This window comes from Stutzerimonas chloritidismutans, from assembly GCF_051486945.1.
Classification (GTDB): domain Bacteria; phylum Pseudomonadota; class Gammaproteobacteria; order Pseudomonadales; family Pseudomonadaceae; genus Stutzerimonas; species Stutzerimonas chloritidismutans_B.
The window spans coordinates 749,814-775,074 of record NZ_JAHVDX010000002.1; the positions used below are offsets into that span (position 1 = coordinate 749,814).

Sequence of the window (25,261 nt, forward strand, 5' to 3'; positions counted from 1 at the left end):
CCTGTCGGACACGCCCATCGACCTCTCAAGCAAAGCGTGGCGGATGACGATGCGGAGGAACCCGGCACTCGTGACATACTCCAAGGCCAGTCAACTGCCTGGAAATCCGCATCGTATGCCCAAAGGACTGAAACGCGCCCTCCTCGGCGCGGTCATGGCACTGGTCTGTTACTGCCTGCTCGGCTTTCTCATTCTGCCCGGCGTCGCACAGCGCGTGGCCAACCAACAGCTGGGGCAATACGCGACAGTTCCGGCGCACCTACAGCGAATCGAATTGAACCCGTTCAGCCTAGAGCTGTGGTTGTTCGGCCTTCGCATCGGCGAGCAGGGAAAAGAGCAGATCGGCTTCGATCATCTATACCTCGACGTCATGTGGAGCAGCCTGTGGCGTCGCGCCCTGCAAATCGCCGACACCGAGCTGACCGGGCTGCAGAGCGAGGTGCGCTTCGACGAAAACGGCACGCTCAACCTCAGCACCTTATTCGACATACCCCCATCTGATTCGCCGCCCCGCGATGACCAGGAGCCGTTTGCACTGCAGGTCGATCGGCTCGTTCTGATGCAAGGCCGGCTCCACTTTGCCGACGCCAGGCCGGACGAACCGGTGGATATCCTGCTCGACTCGCTGGACTTCGAGCTGCGTAATTTCGCCACGCGTAGCGACGCCGCCGCGAACGCCACCCTCGTTGCTGCCGGCCCCAGCGGGGCGCGCATCGAATGGAAAGGGCAGCTCAATCCGGCTCCGATCAGCTCATCGGGGCATCTGGAAATCCACAACTTGGCTTTGAAGGATCTCTGGGCCTACGCGCAAAACGCCGTACCGCTGAAACTCCAGCAAGGCCGCGCTAGCATCGGGAGCGACTATCAGCTCGACCTTTCCCAGGGCACCGAGCTGATGCTGAGCAACCTGGAATTGCAACTCGGCTCTCTCGAGTTCGCCACACAGGCTGGCGATCCACTGATGACGCTCGACGCGCTGAGCATCAGCGAAGCCTCGCTTGATCTGGCGGCCCGACGCGCAGTGATCGGTACACTGCGCAGCCGCAACCTGGAAGCCTGGGCGAGCCGGAACGAGAATGGACGCATAGACTGGCTCGAGCTCTTCGCCTCACCGGCCGAAGATACGCCAAGCGACGCAACAGCTGCGGAGCCCGGCGCCGCACAAGCCCAACCATGGCAAGTCGTGGTCAGGGACGGCGAACTGCGCGACTATCGCCTTCACCTGACGGATAAGGTGCCTGAGCAAGCCGTAACGCTCGACGTGGGTCCGCTTGGCCTCCACATTTACAACTTCGACAGCCTGGGCAAGCAGCCTTTCGGCCTTCGGCTCGAAGCGGGCGTTGGAAACCGTGGAACGCTGTTGGCCGAGGGCCGCCTCCAACTGTCGCCCGCCAGCGGGACCCTTTCGATCGAAACGCAAGATATCGACCTGAGGACTGCCCAGGCCTATCTCAGTCCCTTCGTCCACCTCGAACTGCGAAGCGGGCTCCTGTCCAGCCAACTCGACCTGGCGCTCTCGAGTACCGACCCGCTTACGTTCGAAGCCAGCGGCAGTGCTGACGTGACCCAACTGCACGCCCTCGACACCATCAACAACCGTGACCTGCTGAAGTGGCAACGGCTGCATCTTGACGGGATTCACTACCGCCACCCCCAGAGGCTGGAAATAGGCCAGGTTGCACTGGCCCAGCCTTACGCGCGCTTCATCATCAACCCCGACCTGACGACCAACATCAATGATCTGCTCGTCGACAAACCAGCTGCCAATGGCGCCGGCAGCGATGCCCGCGAAGGCGACACCGCTCCGTTGGCGATCCGTATCGGCGGCATCAGCATCGAAGACGGGTCAGCCAACTTTTCCGATCTGAGCCTGCGACCGCCCTTCATCACTGCCGTCCAGCAACTCAATGGCTCGGTCGGCACGCTGGACAACCGGCAACAACAGCCGGCCTCGGTGAACGTCAACGGAAAGGTCGACCGTTACGCACCGGTCACCATCAAGGGCAGCCTTACGCCCTTTGACCCCTTGCAGAGCCTGGATCTGGCCACCAGCTTCCGGCAGGTCGAGCTGACCACGCTGTCACCCTATTCCAGCAAGTTCGCCGGCTACCGCATCCGCAAGGGCCGCATGGATCTGGATCTGCATTACCGGATCAACCAAGGTCAACTGAATGCGGAAAACAAAGTCGTGCTGCAGCAGCTGCAGCTAGGGGAAAAGGTCGACAGCCCACAGGCCGTGGACCTGCCAATACGCCTCGCAGTGGCGTTGCTGAAAGACAGCAAAGGCACGATCGCGCTGGAGCTACCGGTGCAGGGCAACCTCAACAACCCCGAATTCGATGTCATGCCGATCGTCTGGCAGACGCTACGCAATCTGGTCACCCGTGCAGCGAAGGCACCCTTCAGGTTTCTCGGCGGCCTTGTCGGCGGTAAGCAGGCCGATCTGGACAAGGTGCGTTTCGCACCCGGCAGTAGCGAACTGAGCCAAGAAGCCCGCTCGAACCTGGACACGCTTGGCCGGGCACTTAACGAACGCCCTGTATTGCGCCTGGAGATCGAAGGTCAGAGCTCACCGGAGATGGATGGACCGCTACTGGCCGAGCAATGGCTGACGCGCGAATACCAGCAAACCCAATACAACATGCTGCAGCGCAGCGGCGAAACCGTGCCTGCCGACCCCGCCGAACTCCAAGTCAGCGAAGACAGCAAACCGGCGCTGCTCGAAGGAATCTACCGAAGCCGTTTGAAACAGCAGCCGCCGGCAGAATGGGCCGAACTCGACGAAGCGGCCCGCAGCGCTCGTATGCGCGAAGCGATACTGGCTAGCCGGGCTGACAGCCCAGCCCTGCTACGCCGCCTGAGCCGTGAACGCGCCAGCGCAATCAAGGATTATTTGGTCGACCAGGCTGGGCTCGCAGATGCCCGGTTGTACCTGCTCGACACGGGCATCACTGAAGCCGGGGATAACGGCATGGTTCCCACCACCCTGCATCTTGGAGCGGAATGAGATGAGATGGACTACTCGCTACGCCTGGCCAGCCTGCTGCATACTGGCCCTCCCGATGGCCTCGGCCGAGACGCTACGCTGCGGTAGTCAACTGGTTAACACCGGTGACCGCGCCTTCGAAGTCGAACGCCGATGCGGCCCTCCCGTTCAACGCGATGTCCTCGGCTACACCCTGGGGCCGCATGGCCGGGAGGAGCTGTTGATCGAGGAATGGGTATATGGACCGCGTAATGGGGCGCTGAAGATCCTGACGTTCCAGGGCAACCGCCTCACTAACATTGAATCGCGCCGCTCGCGCTGAGAAGGAACCCACATGAAACCTGGATACACACTCGCCCTGCTGGGCACGCTATTGCTCGCCGAGCCGGCGCTGGCGTCATCCACCTACCGCTGCAACAGCACCTTGGTCAGCGTGGGCGCCTCGACCAGTGAGGTTCGGAGCAAGTGTGGCAACCCAGCGGATGCTGCCATCATCGGCCTCAAGGAACGCGTCGACGAACAGGGATTCCGCCAAGAGGTGCAGGTTGAGGAATGGACCTACGGGCCGAGCAACGGGATGTATCACTACCTACGCTTCGAAGGAAATCGCCTGCAGGACATCGAAAGCCAGCGCGGGCGCTGAGCAGAAACGAAGAACCCCACGCAAGGTGGGGTTCTGGAAGGCACCGCTAGAACTTAGTCGGCCGCTTTGAGGCCGTCAGCAGCGACCTCGCGAACGCCTTCGATAGACTTGGCTTTGCTGATCGCAGCTTCGCGCTCAGCCTCGGTGGCCACAGTGCCGGATAGCGACACGACACCATTTTTGGTTTCCACTTCGATATCCATGCCGGGAGTTGCGTCTTCGGCAAGAAGGGTCGACTTCACTTTGGTGGTGATCCAGGTATCGGAGGTTGCGTCCGCTGCCTGATCCATCTTGTCATTGGCGGCCAGCATAACGGTGTCTGTCTTATCCCAAGCCGGGGCTTCATCTGCGAGGGCAGCGCCGGCGAATGGCAAGCTCAGAGCAGCGGCAACAGCGACGGCGGTAAGCGAGTTCTGGATCGTTTTCATAGTGGCACTCCTGTTTTCGTATGGGCTGCGGCTTGACTCCGACCGCAGTTGCATACTTCTTATCGCAACCGGCGTGCCACGTTTCGCTGAAATAAAAAACCATCAAAATCAATATCTTAATAACAATAACTAGCTATGCGCCACTAGCATGATGCAAGTTACGGCGATTTAGAGCATGCATTCTGCATGGTACCGTTCGGTTCGGTACGCCCATCTCCTATCTTTTCTGACTCAAAAAAAACCCGCATCTTTCGATGCGGGCCTTTCATACCGTTCCCCGCCGTGGGCGGGCGATCAGGCGTAACAGCTTAGGCGCCCGACGCTTCCGCAGCGGCGACGTCCTTGATGGACAGCTTGATGCGGCCGCGGTTGTCCACGTCCAATACCAGCACCTTCACTTCCTGACCTTCTTTCAACACGTCGGTAACCTTCTCCACGCGCTGGTCGCTCAGCATCGAGATATGCACCAGACCATCCTTGCCCGGCAGAATGTTCACGAAGGCGCCGAAATCGACGATTCGCTCGACCTTGCCCACGTAGATCTTGCCGACTTCGGCTTCAGCGGTGATACCGAGCACACGCTGCCTGGCTGCTTCCGCTGCTTCCTTGGTTTCACCAAAGATCTTGATGGACCCATCGTCCTCGATGTCGATCGACGCGTTGGTTTCCTCGCAGATGCTGCGGATCGTTGCGCCACCCTTGCCGATGACGTCACGAATCTTGTCTTGGTCGATCTTCATCGCGATCATTGTCGGCGCGTTCGCCGACAGCTCGCTGCGCGACTGCGCGATGACTTGGTTCATCTGCCCGAGAATGTTCTGGCGGGCTTCGAGGGCTTGGCCCAGGGCGATCTCCATGATCTCCTCGGTGATGCCCTGAATCTTGATGTCCATCTGCAGCGCCGTGACGCCATTGACGGTACCGGCAACCTTGAAGTCCATATCGCCGAGATGATCTTCGTCGCCCAGGATGTCGGTCAGAACAGCGAACTTGTCGCCCTCCTTCACCAGCCCCATAGCGATACCCGCAACAGGCGCCTTCATCGGCACACCCGCGTCCATCAGAGCCAGCGATGCACCACAAACCGAAGCCATGGAGCTAGAGCCGTTCGACTCCGTGATTTCGGACACTACGCGAATGGTGTACGGGAAATCGTTGGCGTTCGGCAGCATGGCTGCCACACCACGACGGGCAAGGCGGCCATGGCCAATTTCACGACGACCGGTCGCGCCCATACGGCCGCACTCACCTACCGAATAGGGCGGGAAATTGTAGTGCAGCATGAAGGCGTCCTTCTTCTCGCCTTCCAGCGTGTCGAGCAGTTGAGCGTCCCGAGCGGTACCCAGGGTCGCAACGACCAGCGCCTGGGTTTCGCCACGGGTGAACAGTGCCGAGCCATGGGTCTTCGGCAGTACACCGACTTCGATGTTCAGCGGACGCACGGTACGGTTGTCGCGTCCGTCGATGCGCGGCTTGCCGTTTACGATGTTTTCGCGAACGGTGCGGTATTCAATCTCGCCGAAAGCATCCTTGACCTCGGAGGCCGTAGGCTGGCCTTCTTCACGGGCAAACTTGGCCACGACCTGGTCACGCAGCTCACCCAGACGGGTGTAGCGATCCTGCTTGACGATGATGGTATAAGCCTGGGAAATGGCTTCGCCAAACTCGCTGCGGATGGAGTTCAGAAGCTCGGTGTTCTCAGCCTTCGGAGCCCACTCCCAGGTCGGCTTCGCCGCTTCGGCGGCCAGCTCGTTGACGGCCTGGATGACAGTCTGGAACTCGTCGTGAGCGAACAGCACGGCGCCCAGCATCTGGTCTTCGGTGAGCTCCTTGGCTTCGGATTCGACCATCAGTACCGCGTCCTTGGTACCAGCCACAACCATGTCCAGGCTGGACGCCTTGAGCTGCTCGTAGGTCGGGTTCAGCAAGTAGCCGGTTTCAGGGTGGAAGGCGACGCGTGCGGCACCGATCGGGCCGTTGAACGGGATGCCGGAAATCGCCAGCGCGGCGGACGTCCCGATCATCGCGGCGATGTCCGGGTCGGTCTTCTTACTGGTGGATACAACGGTGCAGATCACCTGAACTTCGTTCTGGAAACCTTCTGGGAACAACGGGCGGATCGGGCGATCGATCAGGCGCGAGGTCAAGGTTTCTTTTTCCGAGGGGCGGGCTTCACGCTTGAAGAAACCGCCCGGGATCTTGCCGGCTGCGTAGGTCTTTTCCTGATAGTGGACCGAGAGCGGGAAGAACCCCTTGCTTGGGTCTGCCGATTTGGCGCCGACGACAGTGACCAACACAGACACGTCATCATCGATGGATACCAGGACAGCGCCCGATGCCTGGCGGGCGATACGCCCGGTCTCGAGGGTTACGGTCGATTGACCGAACTGGAATTTCTTGATTACCGGATTCACGGTTATTCCTTCTCTTTGTTGCCTTTGGGGAAATGGGCAGAACGCTCGGGAATCGGCCCGATACGACCTGCAAGAAAGCCGAAAGCTGGAAGACCGAAGCTGATTGCGGGGAGTATCCCGGCTTTCAACTTCAGGCTTCCAGCTTCCGGCTTCCAGCGCGAGCGCGTCTTAGCGACGCAGACCCAGGCGACCGATCAAGGTGCTGTAACGAGTGGTGTCCTTACCTTTCAGGTAATCCAGCAGCTTGCGGCGCTGGTTAACCATGCGGATCAGGCCGCGACGGGAATGGTGATCCTTGCCGTTGGCCTTGAAGTGATCCTGCAGCTTGTTGATGTTGGCGGTCAGCAGTGCAACCTGCACTTCCGGAGAACCGGTGTCGCCTTCACCTTGCTTGTACTCGTTAACGATCTGGGCTTTTTCTTCAACGCTAAGTGCCATGATGGGCTCCTTCTTTGAACAGGCCGGGACAAGTCCCGTGTTTTAAAAGAGGCGTGACCGTGCCTGCCAACAGCCATCCTCGACGTACGCTACTACGCAGCGAACGCTTCGGTCATTCCGACCGAATCAATCGACGGGGTGCGATACGCCCGTCTTCGATCACTTCACCAATGCCGATGAAACGACCGTTGTGATCCTGTACCCGCAACATGCCGAACTTCGGCGCCTCTGGCGCCCGCACCGGCTGCCCGTGCAGCCAATAGAACGCACTATGCTCCGAGAACTGCAACAGCGGCCAATGCTCAAGCCCACTGTCGACCGGCTTTAGGAACGCGTCCACCGCCTCCGCTCCGCCCTCGGCATGCGCCTGTTCGAGCGTCTCGAGACTGACAGTCTGAGCAAGATCGAAAGGCCCGGCCTGCGTACGCCGCAGCTCAGCGACATGCGCGCCACAACCCAACTCGCGGCCTATGTCCTCGACCAGAGTCCGGATATAGGTGCCTTTGCTGCAGGTGACCGCAAGGCGCGCCTTGTCGGCGTCCAGCGACAGCAATTCCAGGCGCGCAATAGTAACAGAACGAGGCTCGCGCTCCACTACTTCACCGGCACGCGCCAACTTGTACAGCGGCTGGCCGTCGCGCTTGAGTGCCGAATACATTGGCGGCACTTGCTGTAGCTCACCGCGAAAGCGCGGCAGCAGCGCCTGGATCGACTGCTCGCTGACATCGACCAACTTGCGTTCGATTACCTCGCCCTCGGCATCGGCCGTCGTGGTCGTAACGCCCAACTGCGCAACGGTTTCGTACCCCTTGTCCGCATCGAGCAAATACTGGGAAAACTTGGTCGCCTCGCCAAAACACAACGGCAGCACGCCAGTTGCCAATGGATCGAGACTACCGGTATGCCCCGCCTTCTCGGCGTTTAGCAACCAGCGCACCTTCTGGAGGGCTGCGTTTGACGTGAACCCGCGAGGCTTGTCCAGAAGAATGATGCCGCTGACGGCGCGGCGAACACGCTTGACCTGCGCCACTCACTCGTCTCCCTTGTCGCCATGCAGGCGATCTTCCGCTACAGCGCGCTCGATCAACGAGGCGAGTTCAACACCGCGACGAACACTGGCGTCATAGTGAAAGTGCAGTTGCGGCACGGTGCGCAGCTTCATCGCCTTGCCCAGCTGCATGCGCAGGAAACCCGCTGCCTCGCTCAGTATCCGCAGGTTGGTCTTCACCGCGTCCTCATCGTCATCCTTGCCCATGACAGTGATGAAAATCTTGGCGTGAGACAGGTCGCGACTGACCTCGACGGCGGTTATCGTCACCAACCCCAAGCGCGGGTCTTTGACTTCACGTTGAATCAGCAGCGCCAGTTCGCGCTGCATCTGGTCACCGATACGCTGGGTACGGCTGAATTCTTTGGCCATTAAATCTGCCTCGAGCAGCAAGCTGCCGAATGGTGAAAAACGATGCACTGCAAAGGCAAACGGCAAGCGACCAGGGCTTCCCCTCGACGCTTGCCGCCTCTGCCCGCAACTGCTGTTTAGAGCGAACGTGCCACTTCGACTTTCTCGAACACCTCGATCTTGTCGCCAGCTTTCACGTCGTTATAGCTCTTCACCGCAATACCGCACTCCATTCCAGCGCGCACTTCGGCCACGTCATCCTTGAAGCGACGCAGCGATTCGAGTTCGCCCTCGAAGATGACCACATCGTCGCGCAGAACGCGGATCGGACGGTTGCGGTGCACCATGCCCTCGATGACCATGCAGCCTGCAACAGCGCCGAATTTCGGCGAACGGAACACGTCCCGGACTTCGGCCACACCCAGGATGTTTTCCCGGACATCGCTGCCAAGCATGCCAGTGAGCGCCTTCTTGACATCTTCGATGATGTCGTAGATCACGTTGTAGTAACGCAGATCCAGGCCTTCCTGCTCGACGATCTTGCGCGCACCAGCGTCGGCACGCACGTTGAAGCCAAACAGCACGGCGTTGGATGCTAGCGCCAGGTTTGCATCACTTTCAGTGATACCACCGACGCCGCCGCCGATGACGCGAACCTGTACTTCGTCGTTACCCAGCCCACCAAGCGAGCCCTGCAGGGCTTCCAGAGAACCACGCACATCGGCTTTGAGCACGATATTGAGCGTCTTCTTCTCTTCCTGCCCCATGCTTTCGAAGATGTTCTCCAGCTTGCCGGCATGAGCGCGGGCCAGCTTGACCTCGCGGAACTTGCCCTGGCGGAACAGCGCAACCTCGCGGGCCTTCTTCTCGTCAGCCAGCACGGTCAGCTCATCGCCTGCATCCGGCGTACCGTCCAAACCGAGAATCTCGACCGGAATAGACGGACCGGCTTCTTTGATCGGCTTGCCGTTTTCGTCGAGCATGGCGCGGATGCGACCATAGTTCGAGCCCACCAGGGCCATATCGCCTTGGCGCAGCGTACCGTCCTGCACGAGCACAGTTGCCACCGGGCCACGACCTTTATCCAGGCGAGACTCGACGACGACCCCGCGGCCAGGTGCGGATGGTGTTGCAGTCAGCTCGAGTATTTCCGCCTGGAGCAGTACGGCTTCGAGCAACTCGTCGACACCAGTACCCATCTTCGCAGAGACCGAGACGAACGGCGTGTCGCCACCCCACTCTTCAGACGTCACTTCGTGGACTGACAGCTCGCTACGGATTCGGTCGAGATCCGCACCGGGCTTATCGATCTTGTTCACCGCAACCACCAGCGGCACGCCAGCAGCCTTGGCATGCTGAATGGCCTCGATGGTTTGCGGCATCACGCCATCGTCCGCAGCGACCACCAAGATCACGATGTCGGTGGCCTGGGCTCCCCGTGCGCGCATGGCGGTAAACGCCGCGTGGCCAGGAGTATCCAGGAAGGTAACCATGCCCCGATCGGTCTCGACGTGGTAGGCACCGATGTGCTGGGTGATGCCACCCGCTTCGCCCGCAGCAACCTTGGCGCGGCGGATGTAGTCGAGCAGCGAGGTCTTACCGTGGTCGACGTGGCCCATTACGGTCACAACCGGCGCCCGGGTGATCGCCTCACCTTCGAACTTCAGCATTTCGGCGAGCTGTTCTTCCAGCGCGTTGTCGCTGACGAGCTTGACCTTGTGACCGAACTCTTCAGCGATCAGCTGGGCGGTTTCCTGATCCAGCACCTGGTTGATGGTGACCGGGCTGCCCATCTTGAACATGAATTTGATGATTTCAGCAGCCTTGATCGCCATTTGCTGCGCGAGATCTGCGACCGTGATGGTTTCGCCGATTGCCACGTCGCGAACGATAGGTCCGGTCGGGCTCTGGAAACCATGCGCGTTGCGCTTCTTCAGCTTCGACTTGCCGCGCCCACCCCGACGGAAACCGTCGGCGTCGTCTTCGCCACTGCGAACGGAGCGCGACAACGGCGCCTTGCTCTTGAGCGAAGGACGATGCTGGGCCTGCTTGCGGTCGCGGCGCTCGTCGTCATCGCTACGGGACTTCTCGCTGCGACGTGGCTCTTCTTTCTTGCGCTCTTCGACAGGCGCCGCGGGCGTGACGGGCTCCGCCACCGGCGTAGGCGCAGGAGCAGCAGGCGCTGCGGTTGCGGCAGCTGCGTCTTCCTTCGCCCGACGCTCAGCTTCTCGACGTGCCTCTTCCTCGGCAAGCAAACGTGCTTCCTCAGCGGCTTTCTGCCGTGCAGCCTCTTCAGCTGCGCGCTGCTCCTCGAGTTCCCGCTGCTTCTCTGCTTCGATCTCGTCAGGGCTACGCTTGACGAAGGTCTTCTTCTTGCGAACTTCGACGCTAATGGTCTTGCTACCGCCGACCTTCAGCTTGGTGGTGGTCTTGCGCTGCAAGGTGATCTTGCGCGGCTCGTCCACCTTGGCGCCGTGGCTGCTCTTGAGGTGCGCCAACAGGGCTTGTTTCTCGTTATCGGTCACTACTTGCTCGGCGCTGGTGTGCGACAGTCCTGCCTCACGCATCTGCTGCAGCAGGCGCTCGACCGGTGTGTCGACCACCTGGGCCAGTTCTTTCACCGTGACTTGCGTCATGCATCTCTCTCCTCAGGCCGCTGGAATACTTACTCGAACCAATGGGCTCGGGCGGCCATGATCAGCTTGCCGGCACGTTCTTCATCGATGCCGTCTATGTCGAGCAGGTCGTCAATCGACTGCTCGGCCAGGTCTTCGCGGGTAATGACGCCCCGCATTGCCAACTCGACCGCCAGTTCCTTGTTCATGCCGTCCAGCTCGAGTAGATCATCGGCCGGTTGGGCGTCTGCCAGTTTCTCCTCCGTCGCGATCGCCTTGGTAAGCAAGCGATCCTTGGCGCGGGTCCGCAATTCATTGACGATGTCTTCGTCAAAGCCTTCGATGCCGAGCATCTCCTCCATCGGGACGTACGCGACCTCCTCGAGGGAGGTGAACCCTTCCTCGACGAGCACCTGAGCCAGCTCCTCGTCGACATCCAACTCTTCGATGAAGCTGCGTAGGATGTCGCCGGTTTCTTCCTGCTGCTTGGTCTGGATGTCCGCCTCGGTCATCACGTTCAGCGTCCAGCCCGTCAACTGGCTGGCCAGTCGCACGTTCTGACCACCACGGCCAATGGCCTGCGCCAGATTGTCCTCGCCAACAGCGATATCCATCGCGTGGGCATCCTCATCGACAATGATCGCAGCGACTTCAGCTGGAGCCATGGCGTTAATAACGAACTGCGCGGGATTTTCGTCCCACAGCACGATATCCACCCGCTCGCCACCAATTTCGCCAGAAACTGCCTGAACACGGGAACCTCGCATACCGATGCAGGCGCCTTGCGGATCGATACGCTTGTCCTTGGAACGGACTGCGATTTTCGCCCGCGAACCCGGATCACGCGAAGCGCCCATGACTTCAATGAGGCCTTCAGCGATTTCCGGCACTTCAATGCGGAACAGCTCAATCAACATCTGAGGCGCGGTGCGCGAAAGAATCAACTGCGGGCCACGGTTCTCAGTACGAATTTCATTGAGCAATGCCCGAACCCGAGCGCCTACCCGGAAGGTTTCGCGGGAAATGATGTCTTCGCGAGCAAGCAAGGCTTCGGCGTTATTGCCCAGGTCGACAATGACACTGTCGCGGGTCACCTTCTTTACTGTCCCGGAGATGATTTCACCAAGACGATCGCGGTAAGCCTCGACCACCTGAGCACGCTCAGCTTCACGGACCTTCTGAACGATGACCTGCTTGGCGGTCTGCGCAGCGATGCGACCGAATTCGATCGACTCGACCTTTTCTTCTAGCACGTCCCCGACCTTAGCATTGGCCTGACGGGCTTGTTCCATATCTTCCGTGAGTTGGTGCGCCGGATCGTCGAACTCTTCTTCCTCGACAACCGTCCAGCGCCGGAACGTCTCGTAACTGCCGTTGTGCCGATTGATCTCGACACGCAGGTCTACCTCGTCTTCGAACCGCTTCTTGGTAGCAGTGGCCAATGCCAGCTCCAATGCTTCGAAAATCACACCAGCCGGTACGCCTTTTTCGTTGGAGACCGACTCCACAACCAGCAGTACTTCTTTGCTCATCGTACGCCTCGCCTTTCGCAATCCATTGGGGTCCGCGGATCCGCGCTCAATCGAATCGGGGAATGATGTTGGCCTTGTCGATCAAATCGACAGGCAGGAGATACTCGTGATCATCGACCAGCACCACCACGTCCTGCTCCTCGACCCCACGGAGCAAGCCCTGAAAATTACGTCGCCCTTCGAAAGGCGACCGTAGCTTGATTTTCACCTGGTCGCCGACATGCGCCGCGTACTGCTCGAGCGTGAACAACGGCCGGTCCATCCCGGGAGACGAAACTTCAAGCGTGTAATCCGTGCTGATAGGGTCCTCTACATCGAGGACGCCGCTCAATTGCCGGCTGACCTTCTCGCAGTCATCGACCTGAATGCCGTTTGGGTGATCGATATAAATCCGCAGCAGCGAATGACGACCTTGCGAGATGAACTCGATACCCCAGCACTGGTAATCGAGCGCCTCGACCACTGGGGCCAACAAGGCCTGCAACTGTTCTAGCTTGCTCGACATCGAAGTCCCTCGTGCATGCCGTAAAAATGAAAAATGGGCGAAACGCCCATCCCTATTGACCGCCTGTAGAAATGCCGGCGACCTGGCTCGAAACAATAAAAAGCCCCTCGATAGGGGCTTCTCATCACTGGTTGCGGGGGCTGGATTTGAACCAACGACCTTCGGGTTATGAGCCCGACGAGCTACCAGACTGCTCCACCCCGCGTCAAACTGGGCACGAATTATACGACCGCACTTGACCAAAGGTCAACCAATAACATTAGAAACAAGAAAGCCCGCATCTGCGGGCCTGCTTGTTTGGTACCGAGGAGGGGACTCGAACCCCTACAGCCTATGGCCACTACCACCTCAAGGTAGCGTGTCTACCAATTCCACCACCTCGGCAAAAACCTTACTTCTGCTCCTCAATCTGCGGAACTTCGTCAGCAGGAGAAGTAGACGGCGCGGACTCGAGGACAGGTACATCACCCTCTTCCGCTTTATTAGCCGGAACCTCAAGAACCGCAGGATCCGGCAAACCTTCCTGAGACAGACGACCTGCTTGCTGTGCAGCGAAGAAGCCAAGCCCAAGACTGGTCATAAAAAAAACGCCCGCCAGTATAGCAGTAAACCGACTAAGAAAGGTAGCAGAACCTTGGCTTCCAAAAACGGTTGCAGAAGCACCCGAACCAAAAGAAGCACCTGCATCTGCGCCCTTTCCTTGCTGCAGCAACACCAACGCAACCACACCGATGGCAACCAGCAGATGCACCACAATCACAACAGTCTGCAACATCTGATCAGCCCCCAGCAGCCCGACAAATCGAGCCGAATTCGTTCGCTTTCAACGAGGCGCCACCGATCAGCCCCCCATCGATATCCGCCATACCGAAAAGCTCTCCGGCGTTTTCGGCCTTGACGCTCCCGCCGTACAAAAGCCGGATACCAGCGGCGACCCCGCGATCTTCACGAGCCAGCCGCTCACGAATGGCGGCATGCACCTCTTGGGCCTGAGCCGGTGTAGCCGTCAGCCCCGAACCGATAGCCCATACAGGCTCATACGCCACAACCGCACCTGCGAAAGCCTCGATACCTGCGACATCCAGGACCTTTGTCAGCTGTCGGTCCACCACATCAAGCGTCTTACCGGATTCACGCTCTTCCAGCGTTTCACCCAGACACAACACAGGGGTCAGGCCGCAATCAAGTGATGCCACAAACTTCCGACCTACCGCCTCGTCGCTTTCGCCCAGAACCAGGCGTCGCTCGGAGTGACCTACCAGAACCCATTTGCAGCCAGCATCCACCAACTGCTCAGGCGATACCTCGCCGGTCAACGCACCAAACCCAATTTGCCCAGCGCAATTCTGCGCACCTACGGCAATCGGCCGACCGCTCAGCCCGGCGACCACCTGCGCGATATGCACGCAAGAGGGAAATACCACAACCTCTACCGAAGCAGGAAGCTCCTGCTCACTCAACGAGACCATCAACTCAGCGACGCTGGCGCGGGTACCGTTCATTTTCCAGTTACCAGCTACCAATGGGCGACGCATCGTTTACCTCGTCGGTCAAAGTGGGCGCAGATGGTACTCAAGGAAAAACCGTCTGGCAAGCGCGATCACGCACAAACTTTTTTGACGACATCTGCCAGCTCCTGAGCGTAGCCACGCACCTGAGCCTCATCATCGCCCTCCACCATCACGCGCACCAGCGGCTCAGTGCCGGACTTGCGGAGAAGCACCCGACCGCGCCCAGCCATTCGCTGTGTAACACTGTCGCAAGCAGACTGAACCTTTGGGTCACCAATAGGATCATGCGAGCCGGCGAGACGGACGTTGATCAACACTTGCGGGCATTTCTTCAATGCGAGACGAGCCTGCGCCAAGCTTTGATCGCGGTGCCGCAGCGCCAGGAGGACCTGCAGCGCGGCGATAATGGCGTCGCCTGTAGTAACGTGCTGAGCACACACGATATGCCCTGAATTCTCGCCACCAAGCACCCACTGACGATCCAGCATCTCGGCCATGACGTATCGATCTCCGACCTTGGCGCGCGTGAAGGGAATCTCACGGTCCTTGAGTGCCAGCTCAAGCCCTAGATTGCTCATAAGCGTGCCGACGACGCCGCCCTTCAGTCGACCTCGATCCTGTAGATCTGAAGCGATGATGTATAGCAGCTCGTCACCGTCGACCTGGGCGCCGGTATGATCGACCATCATTACGCGGTCGCCATCACCATCGAACGCGATACCCAAGTCAGCCCCATGCTCGACGACCGCCTTCTGCAACTGCTCGACGTGGGTCGAACCAACGCCTGCATTGATGTTCAAGCCATCGGGCTGTGCCGCCGTTACAACCACGTCAGCCCCCAGCTCCCGGAATACACTGGGCGCAACTTTGTAGGTTGCGCCGTGCGCGCAGTCCAAGACGACTTTAAGGCCCGCAAAGTCAGTACTGGTCGGGACGCTGCTCTTACAAAACTCAATGTAGCGCCCGGCGGCGTCGTTGATACGCGACGCCTTGCCCAACTGCGCGGAATCCACGACAGTCATCGGCGCATCCAGCAGCTCCTCGATCATCAGTTCGACTTCATCGGGCAACTTGGTCCCGCGTCCGGAAAAGAACTTGATGCCATTGTCGTGATGAGGGTTGTGGGACGCACTGATCACAATCCCTGCATCCGCATGGAAGGTCCGGGTCAGGTAAGCGACCGCAGGCGTCGGCATCGGGCCGAGAAGCAGCACGTCGGCACCGGCAGCCGAGAGCCCCGCTTGCAACGCCGACTCGAACATATAGCCGGATATTCGCGTGTCCTTACCGATCAAAATCCGGCACTTCCCCTGCTTGCGGAACGCCATACCCGCCGCCCATCCCAGCTTGAGCATAAAATCAGGCGTGATCGGAAACTGACCAACGTGCCCACGAATGCCGTCGGTTCCAAAATATTTTCTGCTCATGTCTATTCCTAGTCTGCCGCCTGAACTGCAGCAATCATTCTTACTACGTCGACGGTCTCCGCCACGTCATGAACCCGCAAGATCTTCGCACCTTTGGCAACGGCCAATGCCGCCAGCGCGAGGCTTCCGTACAGACGCTCGCCTACGGGGCGACCCAGTACGCCACCGATCATGCTTTTTCGCGACACCCCAACCAGAAGCGGCCGCCCAAACAGATGCAGTCGCTCCATTTGGTTAAACAGGCTTAAGTTATGCGCGAGCGTCTTCGCGAACCCGAAACCAGGGTCAAGAATGATCCGATCGGAAGCGAACCCAGCAGCCACACAGGCCTGCATTCGTTGCGCAAGAAAGCACTCGACCTCAGCAACGATGTCGTCGTATCGAGGATCGTTCTGCATGTCGGACGGCTCGCCACGCATGTGCATGAGGCAAACCGGCAGCCCAGTGTTCAGCGCCGCATCCAGCGCCCCCTCACGCGAAAGAGAACGAACGTCATTGATCATCCCTGCTCCTAGCCGCGCCACTTCCTGCATGACGGAAGGCCTCGAGGTGTCCACGGAGATAATGACATCCAGCTCACTTGCAATCGCCTCCACAACCGGCGCGACTCGCTCGAGCTCTTCGACTGGCGACACGACCTTCGCACCAGGCCGGGTCGACTCACCGCCGACGTCAATCAGCGTAGCGCCAGCGGCGACCATCTCCTGAGCATGATGCAACGCGGCGTCGACGCCGGCATGCAGTCCGCCATCGGAAAACGAATCTGGCGTTACGTTGAGGATACCCATCACGTGCGGGCGAGATAAATCAAGAACCCGGCTGCCACAAGGCAGCCGGGTTGGGTGAAACGCATCAGCCATCTAAAAAAGCTCGATCAATGCTCGCCAGCAGGGCCACCGATGGGGGTCTGCGGACGACCCGGCTCCGGCTGGATCGGCGTTCCACTCGGCCCCGCACCGCCTTGCCAATCCCTCGGCTCGCGAGGCGTGCGGCCAGCCATGATGTCGTCAATCTGGTCAGAGTCGATGGTTTCATACTTCATCAGTGTCTCGGCCATGAGATCGAGTTTGTCGCGGTTATCGGCCAGGATTTGCTTCGCCGTGCCGTAACAATGATCAATGATGCTACGCACCTCAAGGTCGATGAGCTTCGCCGTGTCTCCTGAGACATTAGCGTGCTGGCTACCGGCACTGCGCCCCAGGAATACCTCGCCTTCTTCCTCCGCATACATCAACGGACCAAGCTTCTCTGACAAGCCCCACTTGGTCACCATGTTCCGCGCCAATTGCGTGGCGCGCATGATGTCGTTCGACGCGCCCGTCGTAACGCCATCGAAGCCAAGAGTCATTTCTTCGGCAATGCGGCCACCGAACAGCGAACAGATCTGACTAATGAGCGCGCGCTTGGACAAGCTGTAGCGGTCCTCCTCGGGAAGAAACATTGTGACGCCAAGTGCACGTCCGCGAGGAATGATCGACACCTTGTAGACCGGGTCGTGCTCGGGTACCACGCGACCCACGATGGCATGACCTGCCTCGTGATAAGCCGTATTGAGGCGCTCTTTTTCGGACATCACCATGGACTTGCGCTCGGCGCCCATCATGATCTTGTCCTTCGCCAACTCAAATTCCTTCATCTCGACCAAGCGCTTGCCAGCACGAGCGGCGAACAGGGACGCCTCGTTAACGAGGTTCGCCAAATCCGCGCCGGAGAATCCGGGCGTGCCACGAGCGATAAGAGCAGGCTCGACGCTATCACCCAGCGGCACCTTGCGCATGTGCACTTTAAGAATCTGCTCACGACCCCGAATATCTGGCAGCCCGACGACAACCTGGCGATCGAAGCGGCCCGGACGAAGCAGAGCCGGGTCCAGTACGTCGGGGCGGTTGGTCGCGGCGATCACGATGATGCCATCGTTCATCTCGAAGCCATCCATCTCGACCAACAATTGGTTGAGAGTCTGCTCACGCTCATCGTGACCGCCACCGAGGCCCGCACCACGGTGCCTACCTACGGCGTCGATTTCGTCAATGAAAATGATGCAAGGCGCGTGCTTCTTCGCCTGTTCGAACATGTCACGGACGCGACTGGCGCCGACACCAACGAACATCTCGACGAAGTCCGAACCTGAAATGGTGAAGAAGGGCACCTTGGCCTCGCCAGCGACGGCCTTGGCCAACAACGTCTTACCGGTACCGGGAGAGCCGACCATGAGCACGCCACGCGGGATGCGACCACCAAGACGCTGGAACTTGCCCGGATCACGTAGAAACTCGACCAGCTCGGTAACCTCTTCCTTCGCCTCGTCACAGCCCGCGACGTCCGCGAAAGTGGTCTTGACCTGATCTTCCGAGAGTAGCCGGGCCTTGCTTTTGCCGAAACTCATCGGCCCACCCTTACCGCCAGCGCCCCCCTGCATCTGGCGCATGAAGAACATGAACACCGCGATGATTACCAAAATGGGGAAGCTGGCGACCAGCAACTGCGTCCAAATGCTCTGCTGCTCCGGCTGCTTGCCCTCGATCACCACATTGTTGTTGATCAGGTCGCCGATCAGGCCGTTGTCCTGAATAGCGGGTCGGATCGTCTTGAAGGTGTCGCCGTCGCTGCGCTTGCCGGTGATGACGAAGCCGTCGACGGTGACACGCTCGACCCGACCTTCCTTCACCTGCTCGATGAAGTCCGAATAGTTGAGCGTCTGGGGCTCGGTCGGGCTCGAAAAGTTGTTCATCACCGTCACAAGGACTGCGGCGATGATCAACCAAAGAATCAGGTTTTTTGCCATGTCGTTCAATTCACTACCCTCTGGAGCGGGCCCACTGTTCGGAACCTGCAGGACGGCCTATGGTTCGCTCGCTTAACTTACTACACAACGCCGCGAAGCAGGCAGCCTGGTCTGTAACCCTATATGAAACATCCTAGCCGCAAATCGGCTACCGGTCGCGCCCGGAATCCGCTGTCAGATACGACAACGCCACTCAAGCCTCGTTACCCAGCCCTCGAAAGCCACGCGCCAGGAGGTATTGCTCCCGTGAGCGGTCACGCGAAGACAGTGGCTTGCGCATCTGGACCTTGTCGAAGTTCTGGCGAACCTCCTTCAGGTATGCATCGAAGCCCTCACCCTGGAAAATCTTGATCAGGAAGTCACCCCCTGGAGCGAGTACCTTCATGGCCAAATCCAGCGCCAACTCGCATAGGAACATGGCACGCGCCTGGTCTGCGACCTTCACACCGCTCATGTTGGGGGCCATGTCGGAAATCACAAGGTCGACTTGCGAATCCCCAACAGCTTCAAGGATCTGCTCGAACACAGCGTCTTCGGTGAAGTCGCCAAGCACGAAGGCTACATCGGCAATGCTGTCCATCGGGAGAATGTCAGACGCGATCAGCCGACCCCGGTCACCGATCACGCGGCTAGCGACCTGCGACCAGCCGCCAGGCGCCGCGCCGAGATCCACGACGGTCATGCCAGGTCGAAGCAGACGGTCCTTTTCCTGAATTTCGAGCAGCTTGTAGCTAGCACGCGAACGGTAGCCGTCGCGCTGCGCCATTTTCACGTAGGGGTCGTCGAAATGTTCTTTCAGCCAACGTTGGCTGGTCTTGGAGCGTGCCAAGCTGTTACCTCATCTGTGCGGCTCAGGGCGTGTCAGGTACACTGGTCGCCGTTTTTCAGGGTTCTGACGCAAGGGTCGAATTATGCCGCTCACAAACGAGCAGAAGAAACAGTACAAATCCATCGGCCACCATCTGAAGCCGGTTCTGATCGTTTCCGAAAACGGCTTGACCGAAGGCGTACAGGCCGAACTGGAACGTGCATTGAATGATCATGAACTGATCAAGGTGCAGCTGCGCCTCAGTGAGCGCGATGAGCGTCACGCCGTAATCGAGGAGCTGTGCCAGCTCGGCGGTTGCGAGTTGATCCAGACAATCGGCAAGATGGCGCTGGTTTACCGCAAGAACCCCAAGGTCAACAAGCAGCTCTCCAACGTGCACCGCTATCAGGCCTGAAGCCGTCCTACCGCTCCCGTCCGGGAGCGGACTGAATCACTAGCAACAGCCCGCACAATCCAATCACCAGATAGCTGAACACCAGCCAATAGGCCGACTGGAACACGCCCGCACGGACTGCGAAGAAACTTGCCGCCAACAGCAGAACGGCTACCAACAACTGCCCTCGCACATCCTGCAAGAGGCTCGCGAAACCACGGCACTGAACAAGCACCAGCGCCTGCAACATGACACAAAACGCGGCGAAGCCTACCAGCAACGGCCTGAGGCTCGCGCCAATTTCCTCAATCAAGAGCGGCGCCAGACCGAACTTAGCAAGGGCAGGAAGCACGACGAACTGCAGCAGCCAAAGGCCGCCAACCCAGAACGTCTGAGCCAGCTGCCAGCTGATCGCAGCAGCTCGCATAGGGCGAAGGTCAGAGATGGCGGACCTCGACGATTTCGTACTCGACTACGCCACTTGGTGTTTTCACCACCACAACGTCGCCCTCTTCCTTGCCCACCAGCGCACGAGCAATCGGTGAGCTGACGGATATTTTTCCAGCCTTGATGTCGGCTTCATCGTCACCAACGATCTGGTAGGTCACGCTCTCGTCGGTTTCAACATTGGCGATTTCTACCGTCGTTCCGAAGATCACCTTGCCGGTATGTGGGATGTTGGCAATATCGATGACCTGAGCATTCTGCAGGCGGCCCTCGATATCGCGAATGCGTGCCTCAACCATGCCTTGCTGCTCACGCGCAGCGTGATACTCGGCGTTCTCCTTGAGGTCACCCAGCTCCCGCGCTTCCGCGATTGCCTGAGTGATCTGAGGCCGCAGCTCGGTCTTGAGGTGTTTGAGTTCGTCTTCCAGGGCGCGCGCGCCCTGGACAGTCATCGGGAATTTCGTTGTCATGCGTTGATTCCTGCATGGAGATCCTGCAAGCGGCGCACGGTCTTCTCGGGACCGAACTTCAGCGCCTCACAGATCGCCTGACCACCAGCCAACGTAGTGGTGCAGCAGATCTTGTGCTGCAGGGCATTTCGACGGATCGAGTAGGAGTCAGCGATGGACTGACGCCCCTCGGTGGTATTGATGATCAGTGTGACCTCATCGTTCTTGATCATGTCGACCACATGAGGCCGACCTTCGGTCACCTTATTGACCCGACGCACCGGCAGACCGGCCGCTTCGATGATCTTCGCGGTCCCGGCCGTAGCGACGACATCGAAGCCAAGGCCGACAAGGGCGCGCGCAACGTCGGCGACGTCCGGCTTGTCGTCGTCGCGCACGCTGATAAAGGCGCAACCGCTGTTGGGCAAAATCTCACTCGCGCCCAACTGTGCCTTGGCGAACGCCTCGGCAAAGCTGTCGCCCACACCCATCACCTCGCCGGTGGACTTCATCTCCGGGCCGAGGATCGGGTCGACACCCGGGAACTTGGCGAACGGGAACACCGCTTCCTTGACGCTGTAGAAGTTCGGGATAATTTCTTCGGTCAACCCGACTTCGGCTAACGTTTTGCCGGCCATGACGCGAGCCGCAATCATCGCCAGCGAAACACCAATGCATTTGGACACGAACGGTACGGTCCGCGAGGCGCGTGGGTTCACTTCGATAACAAAGATGTCCTCGCCCTGCACTGCCATCTGCACGTTCATCAGGCCGACGACACCAAGCTCCAGGGCCATCTTTTTGACCTGGTCGCGAATCTCGTCCTGTATGTGCGCCGGCAGCGAATACGGCGGCAGCGAGCAAGCCGAGTCACCGGAATGCACACCAGCCTGCTCAATATGCTGCATGATCGCGCCGATCACCACGTGCTCGCCATCGCAGACCGCATCGATGTCGACTTCAATGGCACAGTTTAGGAAGTGGTCCAGCAGCACAGGACTGTCATTGGAAACCTTCACCGCCTCGCGCATGTAACGCTTGAGTTCTTCTTCCTGGTAGACGATTTCCATCGCCCGACCGCCCAACACGTAGGACGGACGCACCACCAGCGGATAACCGATGACCTTGGACGCCGCCAGGGCCTCTTCTTCGCTGCGTGCAGTCGCGTTCGGCGGTTGGCGCAGATTCAGGCGCTCGACCATCTGCTGGAAACGCTCGCGGTCCTCGGCACGGTCGATGGCGTCCGGGCTGGTGCCGATGATCGGCACGCCCGCTTCTTCAAGCGCACGCGCCAGTTTCAGCGGCGTCTGGCCACCATACTGCACGATGACGCCCTTGGGCTGCTCGACACGCACGATTTCCAGCACGTCTTCCAGGGTCACCGGCTCGAAGTAGAGCCGATCCGAGGTGTCATAGTCGGTGGAGACGGTTTCCGGGTTGCAGTTGACCATGATGGTCTCGTAACCGTCGTCACGCATCGCCAGTGCCGCGTGCACGCAGCAGTAGTCGAACTCGATGCCCTGGCCGATGCGGTTGGGGCCGCCACCGAGGATCATGATCTTGTCGCGGCTCGACGGGTTGGCCTCGCACTCTTCCTCGTAGGTCGAGTACATGTAGGCGGTATCGGTCGCGAACTCGGCCGCGCAGGTGTCAACGCGCTTGTAGACCGGCAGGACCTTCAGCTTGTGCCGATGAGCACGCAGGTTCTTTTCGGTCACGCCGAGCAGCTTGGCCAGGCGCGCGTCGGAGAAGCCTTTGCGCTTGAGCTTGTACATCACGTCACGATCGATGCTGGACAGACCCAGTGTCTTGATCTGCTCTTCTTCCTTGATCAGATCCTCGATCTGCACCAGGAACCACTCATCGATGCGCGTCAGGTCGAAGACTTCCGCGACGGACTTGCCGGCACGGAAGGCATCGGCGACATACCAGATGCGGTCCGCGCCCGGCACGGTCAGCTCGCGCTTGAGCGTGCTTTCGCTCTCGGGATCGGCCAGATCGAGCTTCGGATCGAAGCCGGACACACCCACTTCCAGACCGCGCAGCGCTTTCTGCACGGACTCCTGGAAGGTACGACCGATGGCCATGACTTCGCCGACGGACTTCATCTGGGTGGTCAGGCGAGCATCCGCCTTGGGAAACTTTTCGAAGGCAAAACGCGGGATTTTGGTGACGACGTAGTCGATCGCCGGCTCGAAGGATGCCGGGGTGCGACCGCCGGTGATGTCGTTCTGCAGCTCGTCGAGGGTATAACCGACGGCCAGCTTCGCCGCGATCTTGGCGATCGGGAAGCCGGTAGCCTTGGAAGCCAGCGCGGAGGAGCGCGACACACGTGGGTTCATCTCGATCACGACCATGCGGCCCGTGTTCGGGCAGATACCGAACTGCACGTTGGAGCCGCCGGTTTCCACGCCGATCTCACGCAGCACCGCCAGCGAGGCGTTGCGCAGGATCTGGTATTCCTTGTCGGTCAGGGTCTGGGCCGGGGCGACGGTGATGGAGTCGCCGGTGTGGACACCCATCGGATCGAAGTTCTCGATGGCGCAGACGATGATGCAGTTGTCCTTTTTGTCGCGGACCACCTCCATCTCGTATTCCTTCCAGCCGATCAGCGATTCGTCGATAAGCAGCTCGCTTGTCGGCGACAGGTCGAGGCCGCGCGCGCAGATCTCTTCGAACTCTTCACGGTTGTAGGCAATGCCGCCGCCGGTGCCACCCATGGTGAATGACGGACGGATGATGCAAGGGAATCCGACCTTTTCGAGGACGCCGTAGGCTTCGTCCATGTTGTGGGCGATTCCGGAAACCGGGCAGGCCAGGCCGATGTTCTTCATCGCCTTGTCGAAGCGTGAGCGATCTTCGGCCTTGTCGATAGTGTCGGCATTGGCACCGATCATCTCGACGCCGAATTTTTCCAGCACACCATGCTTTTCCAGATCCAGCGCGCAGTTCAGCGCGGTCTGGCCGCCCATGGTCGGCAGCAGCGCGTCGGGACGCTCCTTCTCGATGATCTTGGCTACGGTGGCCCACTTGATCGGCTCGATGTAGGTCGCGTCGGCCATGGCCGGGTCGGTCATGATGGTGGCCGGGTTGGAGTTCACCAGAATGACGCGGAAACCTTCTTCGCGCAGCGCCTTGCACGCCTGTGCACCGGAGTAATCGAACTCGCACGCCTGGCCGATAACGATCGGGCCGGCGCCAAGGATCAGGATGCTTTTGATATCTGTACGTTTTGGCATGGTCTCTCTCGAATTCTGTGCTCGGCGGGCTTAGTGGCGCTTGGCCATGGCATCGATGAAGCGGTCGAACAGCGGCGCCACGTCATGTGGGCCGGGACTCGCCTCAGGGTGCCCCTGGAAACTGAAGGCCACCTTGTCGGTGCGCTCGATACCTTGCAGCGTGCCATCGAACAGCGACTTGTGCGTCGCACGCAGATTGCTCGGCAAACTGGACTCTTCCACGGCGAAACCGTGGTTCTGGCTGGTAATCATCACCACGCCGGTATCCAGATCCTGAACCGGATGGTTGGCGCCGTGATGGCCGCTCGGCATCTTCACTGTCTTGGCGCCCGATGCAAGGGCCAGCAGTTGGTGACCCAGGCAGATGCCGAACACTGGAATATCGGTTTCCAGGACCTCCTGTATCGCCTTGATGGCGTAGTCACAGGGCTCCGGATCGCCAGGGCCGTTGGCCAGGAAGATGCCATCAGGATTCAGCGCCAGAGCCTCGCTGGCAGGCGTCTGCGCAGGCAGCACGGTGACGCGGCAGCCGCGCGCAACCAGCATGCGCAGGATGTTGTACTTCACGCCGTAGTCGAAGGCGACGACATGGTACGGCAGCTCGCTGGCCGGGATTTCGGCGTGGCCGTCATCCTTCAGGTTCCAGACCGTCGAGCGCCACTCGTAGCGATCCTTGACACTGACCTCCTTGGCCAGGTCCATGCCCTTGAGACCCGGGAAGCTGCGCGCAAGCTCCAGCGCCTTTTCTTCGGTCGCGTCAGGACCTGCCAGGATGCAGCCGTCTTGAGCGCCCTTCTCGCGGAGGATGCGGGTCAGGCGGCGGGTATCAATACCGGCAATGGCGACGGTGCCGTTGGCTTTCAGATATTCAGGCAGTGTCTGTTTTTCACGCCAGTTGCTTGAGGTCAATGGCAGATCACGAATGACCAAGCCCGCAGCCCATACCTTCCATGACTCGGCATCTTCCGGCGTGGTACCGGTGTTGCCCACATGCGGGTAGGTCAGAGTGACGATTTGCTTGGCGTAGGAAGGATCGGTAAGGATTTCCTGATAGCCGGTCATGGCGGTATTGAATACCACCTCTCCGATGGTCTGCCCGTCGGCGCCAATGGATTCACCGCGGAAAATGCTGCCGTCGGCAAGGGCCAGTATGGCTGGCGTAGGAGCTGGCTTAGTCAAGAGACCTCCCTAAGATCTAGGCTGAAGCAGGCGCAGATTGTAAAAAAGCGGGATGACGTGTG

22 protein-coding genes and 2 tRNA genes are annotated in these 25,261 nt (G+C 59.6%); 4 read left to right on the plus strand and 20 right to left on the minus strand.

Going from position 1 to position 25,261, the window contains the following annotated elements; translation table 11 throughout:
* Positions 1 to 115: 115 nt before the first annotated feature.
* The 3 genes from KXR72_RS10615 to KXR72_RS10625 are packed head-to-tail and all read left to right on the plus strand — an operon-like array spanning position 116 to position 3,629.
* Positions 116 to 3,007: a DUF748 domain-containing protein gene (locus KXR72_RS10615; protein ID WP_437421072.1), complete on the plus strand. Its 2,892-nt coding sequence runs from the start codon at positions 116 to 118 to the stop codon at positions 3,005 to 3,007.
* 1 nt (position 3,008) lies between these two features.
* Entirely contained in the window at positions 3,009 to 3,308 is a 300-nt protein-coding gene (locus KXR72_RS10620; protein ID WP_437421073.1) for a DUF2845 domain-containing protein, read from the plus strand.
* A 12-nt stretch (positions 3,309 to 3,320) separates the two neighbouring features.
* Entirely contained in the window at positions 3,321 to 3,629 is a 309-nt protein-coding gene (locus KXR72_RS10625) for a DUF2845 domain-containing protein (protein ID WP_437421074.1), read from the plus strand.
* 53 nt (positions 3,630 to 3,682) lie between these two features.
* Here the strand turns inward: KXR72_RS10625 and KXR72_RS10630 are convergent, their stop codons facing one another.
* From KXR72_RS10630 to rlmE, 16 genes are all read right to left on the minus strand, one after another.
* Positions 3,683 to 4,057, minus strand: coding sequence for a BON domain-containing protein (locus tag KXR72_RS10630; RefSeq protein WP_437421075.1), 375 nt, complete (start codon positions 4,055 to 4,057; stop codon positions 3,683 to 3,685).
* Between the two features lie 308 nt (positions 4,058 to 4,365).
* Complete coding sequence (pnp, locus tag KXR72_RS10635; protein WP_437421076.1) at positions 4,366 to 6,471, minus strand: polyribonucleotide nucleotidyltransferase; 2,106 nt, start codon at positions 6,469 to 6,471, stop codon at positions 4,366 to 4,368.
* Positions 6,472 to 6,639: 168 nt separating this feature from the next.
* On the minus strand, positions 6,640 to 6,909 hold the full coding sequence (gene rpsO / locus KXR72_RS10640) for a 30S ribosomal protein S15 (RefSeq protein WP_437421077.1): 270 nt from the start codon (positions 6,907 to 6,909) through the stop codon (positions 6,640 to 6,642).
* A gap of 112 nt (positions 6,910 to 7,021) precedes the next feature.
* Complete coding sequence (truB, locus tag KXR72_RS10645) at positions 7,022 to 7,939, minus strand: tRNA pseudouridine(55) synthase TruB (protein ID WP_437421078.1); 918 nt, start codon at positions 7,937 to 7,939, stop codon at positions 7,022 to 7,024.
* On the minus strand, positions 7,940 to 8,329 hold the full coding sequence (rbfA, locus tag KXR72_RS10650) for a 30S ribosome-binding factor RbfA (RefSeq protein WP_437421079.1): 390 nt from the start codon (positions 8,327 to 8,329) through the stop codon (positions 7,940 to 7,942).
* Between the two features lie 116 nt (positions 8,330 to 8,445).
* Positions 8,446 to 10,944 carry a translation initiation factor IF-2 gene (gene infB / locus KXR72_RS10655; RefSeq protein ID WP_437421080.1) on the minus strand — a complete coding sequence of 833 codons (2,499 nt, stop codon included), beginning with the start codon at positions 10,942 to 10,944 and terminating at the stop codon, positions 8,446 to 8,448.
* Between the two features lie 29 nt (positions 10,945 to 10,973).
* Entirely contained in the window at positions 10,974 to 12,455 is a 1,482-nt protein-coding gene (gene nusA, locus KXR72_RS10660) for a transcription termination factor NusA (protein WP_437421081.1), read from the minus strand.
* A 46-nt stretch (positions 12,456 to 12,501) separates the two neighbouring features.
* Positions 12,502 to 12,960, minus strand: a complete 459-nt coding sequence (gene rimP / locus KXR72_RS10665) for a ribosome maturation factor RimP (protein WP_437421082.1) — start codon at positions 12,958 to 12,960, stop codon at positions 12,502 to 12,504.
* Positions 12,961 to 13,088: 128 nt separating this feature from the next.
* Positions 13,089 to 13,165, minus strand: a tRNA-Met gene (locus KXR72_RS10670).
* 93 nt (positions 13,166 to 13,258) lie between these two features.
* A tRNA-Leu gene (locus KXR72_RS10675) sits at positions 13,259 to 13,344 on the minus strand.
* Positions 13,345 to 13,351: 7 nt separating this feature from the next.
* Positions 13,352 to 13,735 carry a preprotein translocase subunit SecG gene (gene secG / locus KXR72_RS10680; RefSeq protein WP_437421083.1) on the minus strand — a complete coding sequence of 128 codons (384 nt, stop codon included), beginning with the start codon at positions 13,733 to 13,735 and terminating at the stop codon, positions 13,352 to 13,354.
* Between the two features lie 4 nt (positions 13,736 to 13,739).
* Positions 13,740 to 14,495: a triose-phosphate isomerase gene (tpiA, locus tag KXR72_RS10685; RefSeq protein WP_437421084.1), complete on the minus strand. Its 756-nt coding sequence runs from the start codon at positions 14,493 to 14,495 to the stop codon at positions 13,740 to 13,742.
* Positions 14,496 to 14,560: 65 nt separating this feature from the next.
* Positions 14,561 to 15,898, minus strand: a complete 1,338-nt coding sequence (gene glmM, locus KXR72_RS10690; protein WP_437421085.1) for a phosphoglucosamine mutase — start codon at positions 15,896 to 15,898, stop codon at positions 14,561 to 14,563.
* 8 nt (positions 15,899 to 15,906) lie between these two features.
* On the minus strand, positions 15,907 to 16,758 hold the full coding sequence (folP, locus tag KXR72_RS10695) for a dihydropteroate synthase (RefSeq protein WP_437421086.1): 852 nt from the start codon (positions 16,756 to 16,758) through the stop codon (positions 15,907 to 15,909).
* Between the two features lie 14 nt (positions 16,759 to 16,772).
* Positions 16,773 to 18,683, minus strand: coding sequence for an ATP-dependent zinc metalloprotease FtsH (gene ftsH, locus KXR72_RS10700; RefSeq protein WP_437421087.1), 1,911 nt, complete (start codon positions 18,681 to 18,683; stop codon positions 16,773 to 16,775).
* A gap of 193 nt (positions 18,684 to 18,876) precedes the next feature.
* Complete coding sequence (rlmE, locus tag KXR72_RS10705) at positions 18,877 to 19,512, minus strand: 23S rRNA (uridine(2552)-2'-O)-methyltransferase RlmE (protein WP_437421088.1); 636 nt, start codon at positions 19,510 to 19,512, stop codon at positions 18,877 to 18,879.
* An 82-nt stretch (positions 19,513 to 19,594) separates the two neighbouring features.
* Here rlmE and KXR72_RS10710 point away from each other — a divergent pair, with 82 nt between their 5' ends.
* Complete coding sequence (locus tag KXR72_RS10710) at positions 19,595 to 19,906, plus strand: YhbY family RNA-binding protein (protein ID WP_437421089.1); 312 nt, start codon at positions 19,595 to 19,597, stop codon at positions 19,904 to 19,906.
* 7 nt (positions 19,907 to 19,913) lie between these two features.
* Here KXR72_RS10710 and KXR72_RS10715 read toward each other — a convergent pair whose 3' ends face one another.
* Genes KXR72_RS10715 through carA form a run of 4 tightly spaced genes read right to left on the minus strand, consistent with a single transcriptional unit; the run spans position 19,914 to position 25,199 of the window.
* Positions 19,914 to 20,312 carry a DUF4149 domain-containing protein gene (locus tag KXR72_RS10715; protein ID WP_437421090.1) on the minus strand — a complete coding sequence of 133 codons (399 nt, stop codon included), beginning with the start codon at positions 20,310 to 20,312 and terminating at the stop codon, positions 19,914 to 19,916.
* A gap of 10 nt (positions 20,313 to 20,322) precedes the next feature.
* On the minus strand, positions 20,323 to 20,802 hold the full coding sequence (gene greA / locus KXR72_RS10720; RefSeq protein ID WP_437421091.1) for a transcription elongation factor GreA: 480 nt from the start codon (positions 20,800 to 20,802) through the stop codon (positions 20,323 to 20,325).
* Positions 20,799 to 24,020 carry a carbamoyl-phosphate synthase large subunit gene (gene carB, locus KXR72_RS10725; RefSeq protein ID WP_437421092.1) on the minus strand — a complete coding sequence of 1,074 codons (3,222 nt, stop codon included), beginning with the start codon at positions 24,018 to 24,020 and terminating at the stop codon, positions 20,799 to 20,801. Before carB ends, greA begins: the two co-directional genes overlap by 4 nt.
* A 30-nt stretch (positions 24,021 to 24,050) precedes the next feature.
* Positions 24,051 to 25,199, minus strand: coding sequence for a glutamine-hydrolyzing carbamoyl-phosphate synthase small subunit (gene carA, locus KXR72_RS10730; RefSeq protein ID WP_437421093.1), 1,149 nt, complete (start codon positions 25,197 to 25,199; stop codon positions 24,051 to 24,053).
* Positions 25,200 to 25,261 lie beyond the last annotated feature (62 nt).

Coding starts and splice junctions, on each gene's coding strand:
- KXR72_RS10615 (WP_437421072.1), top strand. CDS start 116: ATGCCCAAAGGACTGAAACGCGCCCTCCTCGGCGCGGTCATGGCACTG.
- KXR72_RS10620 (WP_437421073.1), top strand. CDS start 3,009: ATGAGATGGACTACTCGCTACGCCTGGCCAGCCTGCTGCATACTGGCC.
- KXR72_RS10625 (WP_437421074.1), top strand. CDS start 3,321: ATGAAACCTGGATACACACTCGCCCTGCTGGGCACGCTATTGCTCGCC.
- KXR72_RS10630 (WP_437421075.1), bottom strand. CDS start 4,057: ATGAAAACGATCCAGAACTCGCTTACCGCCGTCGCTGTTGCCGCTGCT.
- rpsO (WP_437421077.1), bottom strand. CDS start 6,909: ATGGCACTTAGCGTTGAAGAAAAAGCCCAGATCGTTAACGAGTACAAG.
- rbfA (WP_437421079.1), bottom strand. CDS start 8,329: ATGGCCAAAGAATTCAGCCGTACCCAGCGTATCGGTGACCAGATGCAG.
- infB (WP_437421080.1), bottom strand. CDS start 10,944: ATGACGCAAGTCACGGTGAAAGAACTGGCCCAGGTGGTCGACACACCG.
- nusA (WP_437421081.1), bottom strand. CDS start 12,455: ATGAGCAAAGAAGTACTGCTGGTTGTGGAGTCGGTCTCCAACGAAAAA.
- rimP (WP_437421082.1), bottom strand. CDS start 12,960: ATGTCGAGCAAGCTAGAACAGTTGCAGGCCTTGTTGGCCCCAGTGGTC.
- secG (WP_437421083.1), bottom strand. CDS start 13,735: ATGTTGCAGACTGTTGTGATTGTGGTGCATCTGCTGGTTGCCATCGGT.
- tpiA (WP_437421084.1), bottom strand. CDS start 14,495: ATGCGTCGCCCATTGGTAGCTGGTAACTGGAAAATGAACGGTACCCGC.
- glmM (WP_437421085.1), bottom strand. CDS start 15,898: ATGAGCAGAAAATATTTTGGAACCGACGGCATTCGTGGGCACGTTGGT.
- folP (WP_437421086.1), bottom strand. CDS start 16,758: ATGGCTGATGCGTTTCACCCAACCCGGCTGCCTTGTGGCAGCCGGGTT.
- ftsH (WP_437421087.1), bottom strand. CDS start 18,683: ATGGCAAAAAACCTGATTCTTTGGTTGATCATCGCCGCAGTCCTTGTG.
- KXR72_RS10710 (WP_437421089.1), top strand. CDS start 19,595: ATGCCGCTCACAAACGAGCAGAAGAAACAGTACAAATCCATCGGCCAC.
- KXR72_RS10715 (WP_437421090.1), bottom strand. CDS start 20,312: ATGCGAGCTGCTGCGATCAGCTGGCAGCTGGCTCAGACGTTCTGGGTT.
- greA (WP_437421091.1), bottom strand. CDS start 20,802: ATGACAACGAAATTCCCGATGACTGTCCAGGGCGCGCGCGCCCTGGAA.
- carB (WP_437421092.1), bottom strand. CDS start 24,020: ATGCCAAAACGTACAGATATCAAAAGCATCCTGATCCTTGGCGCCGGC.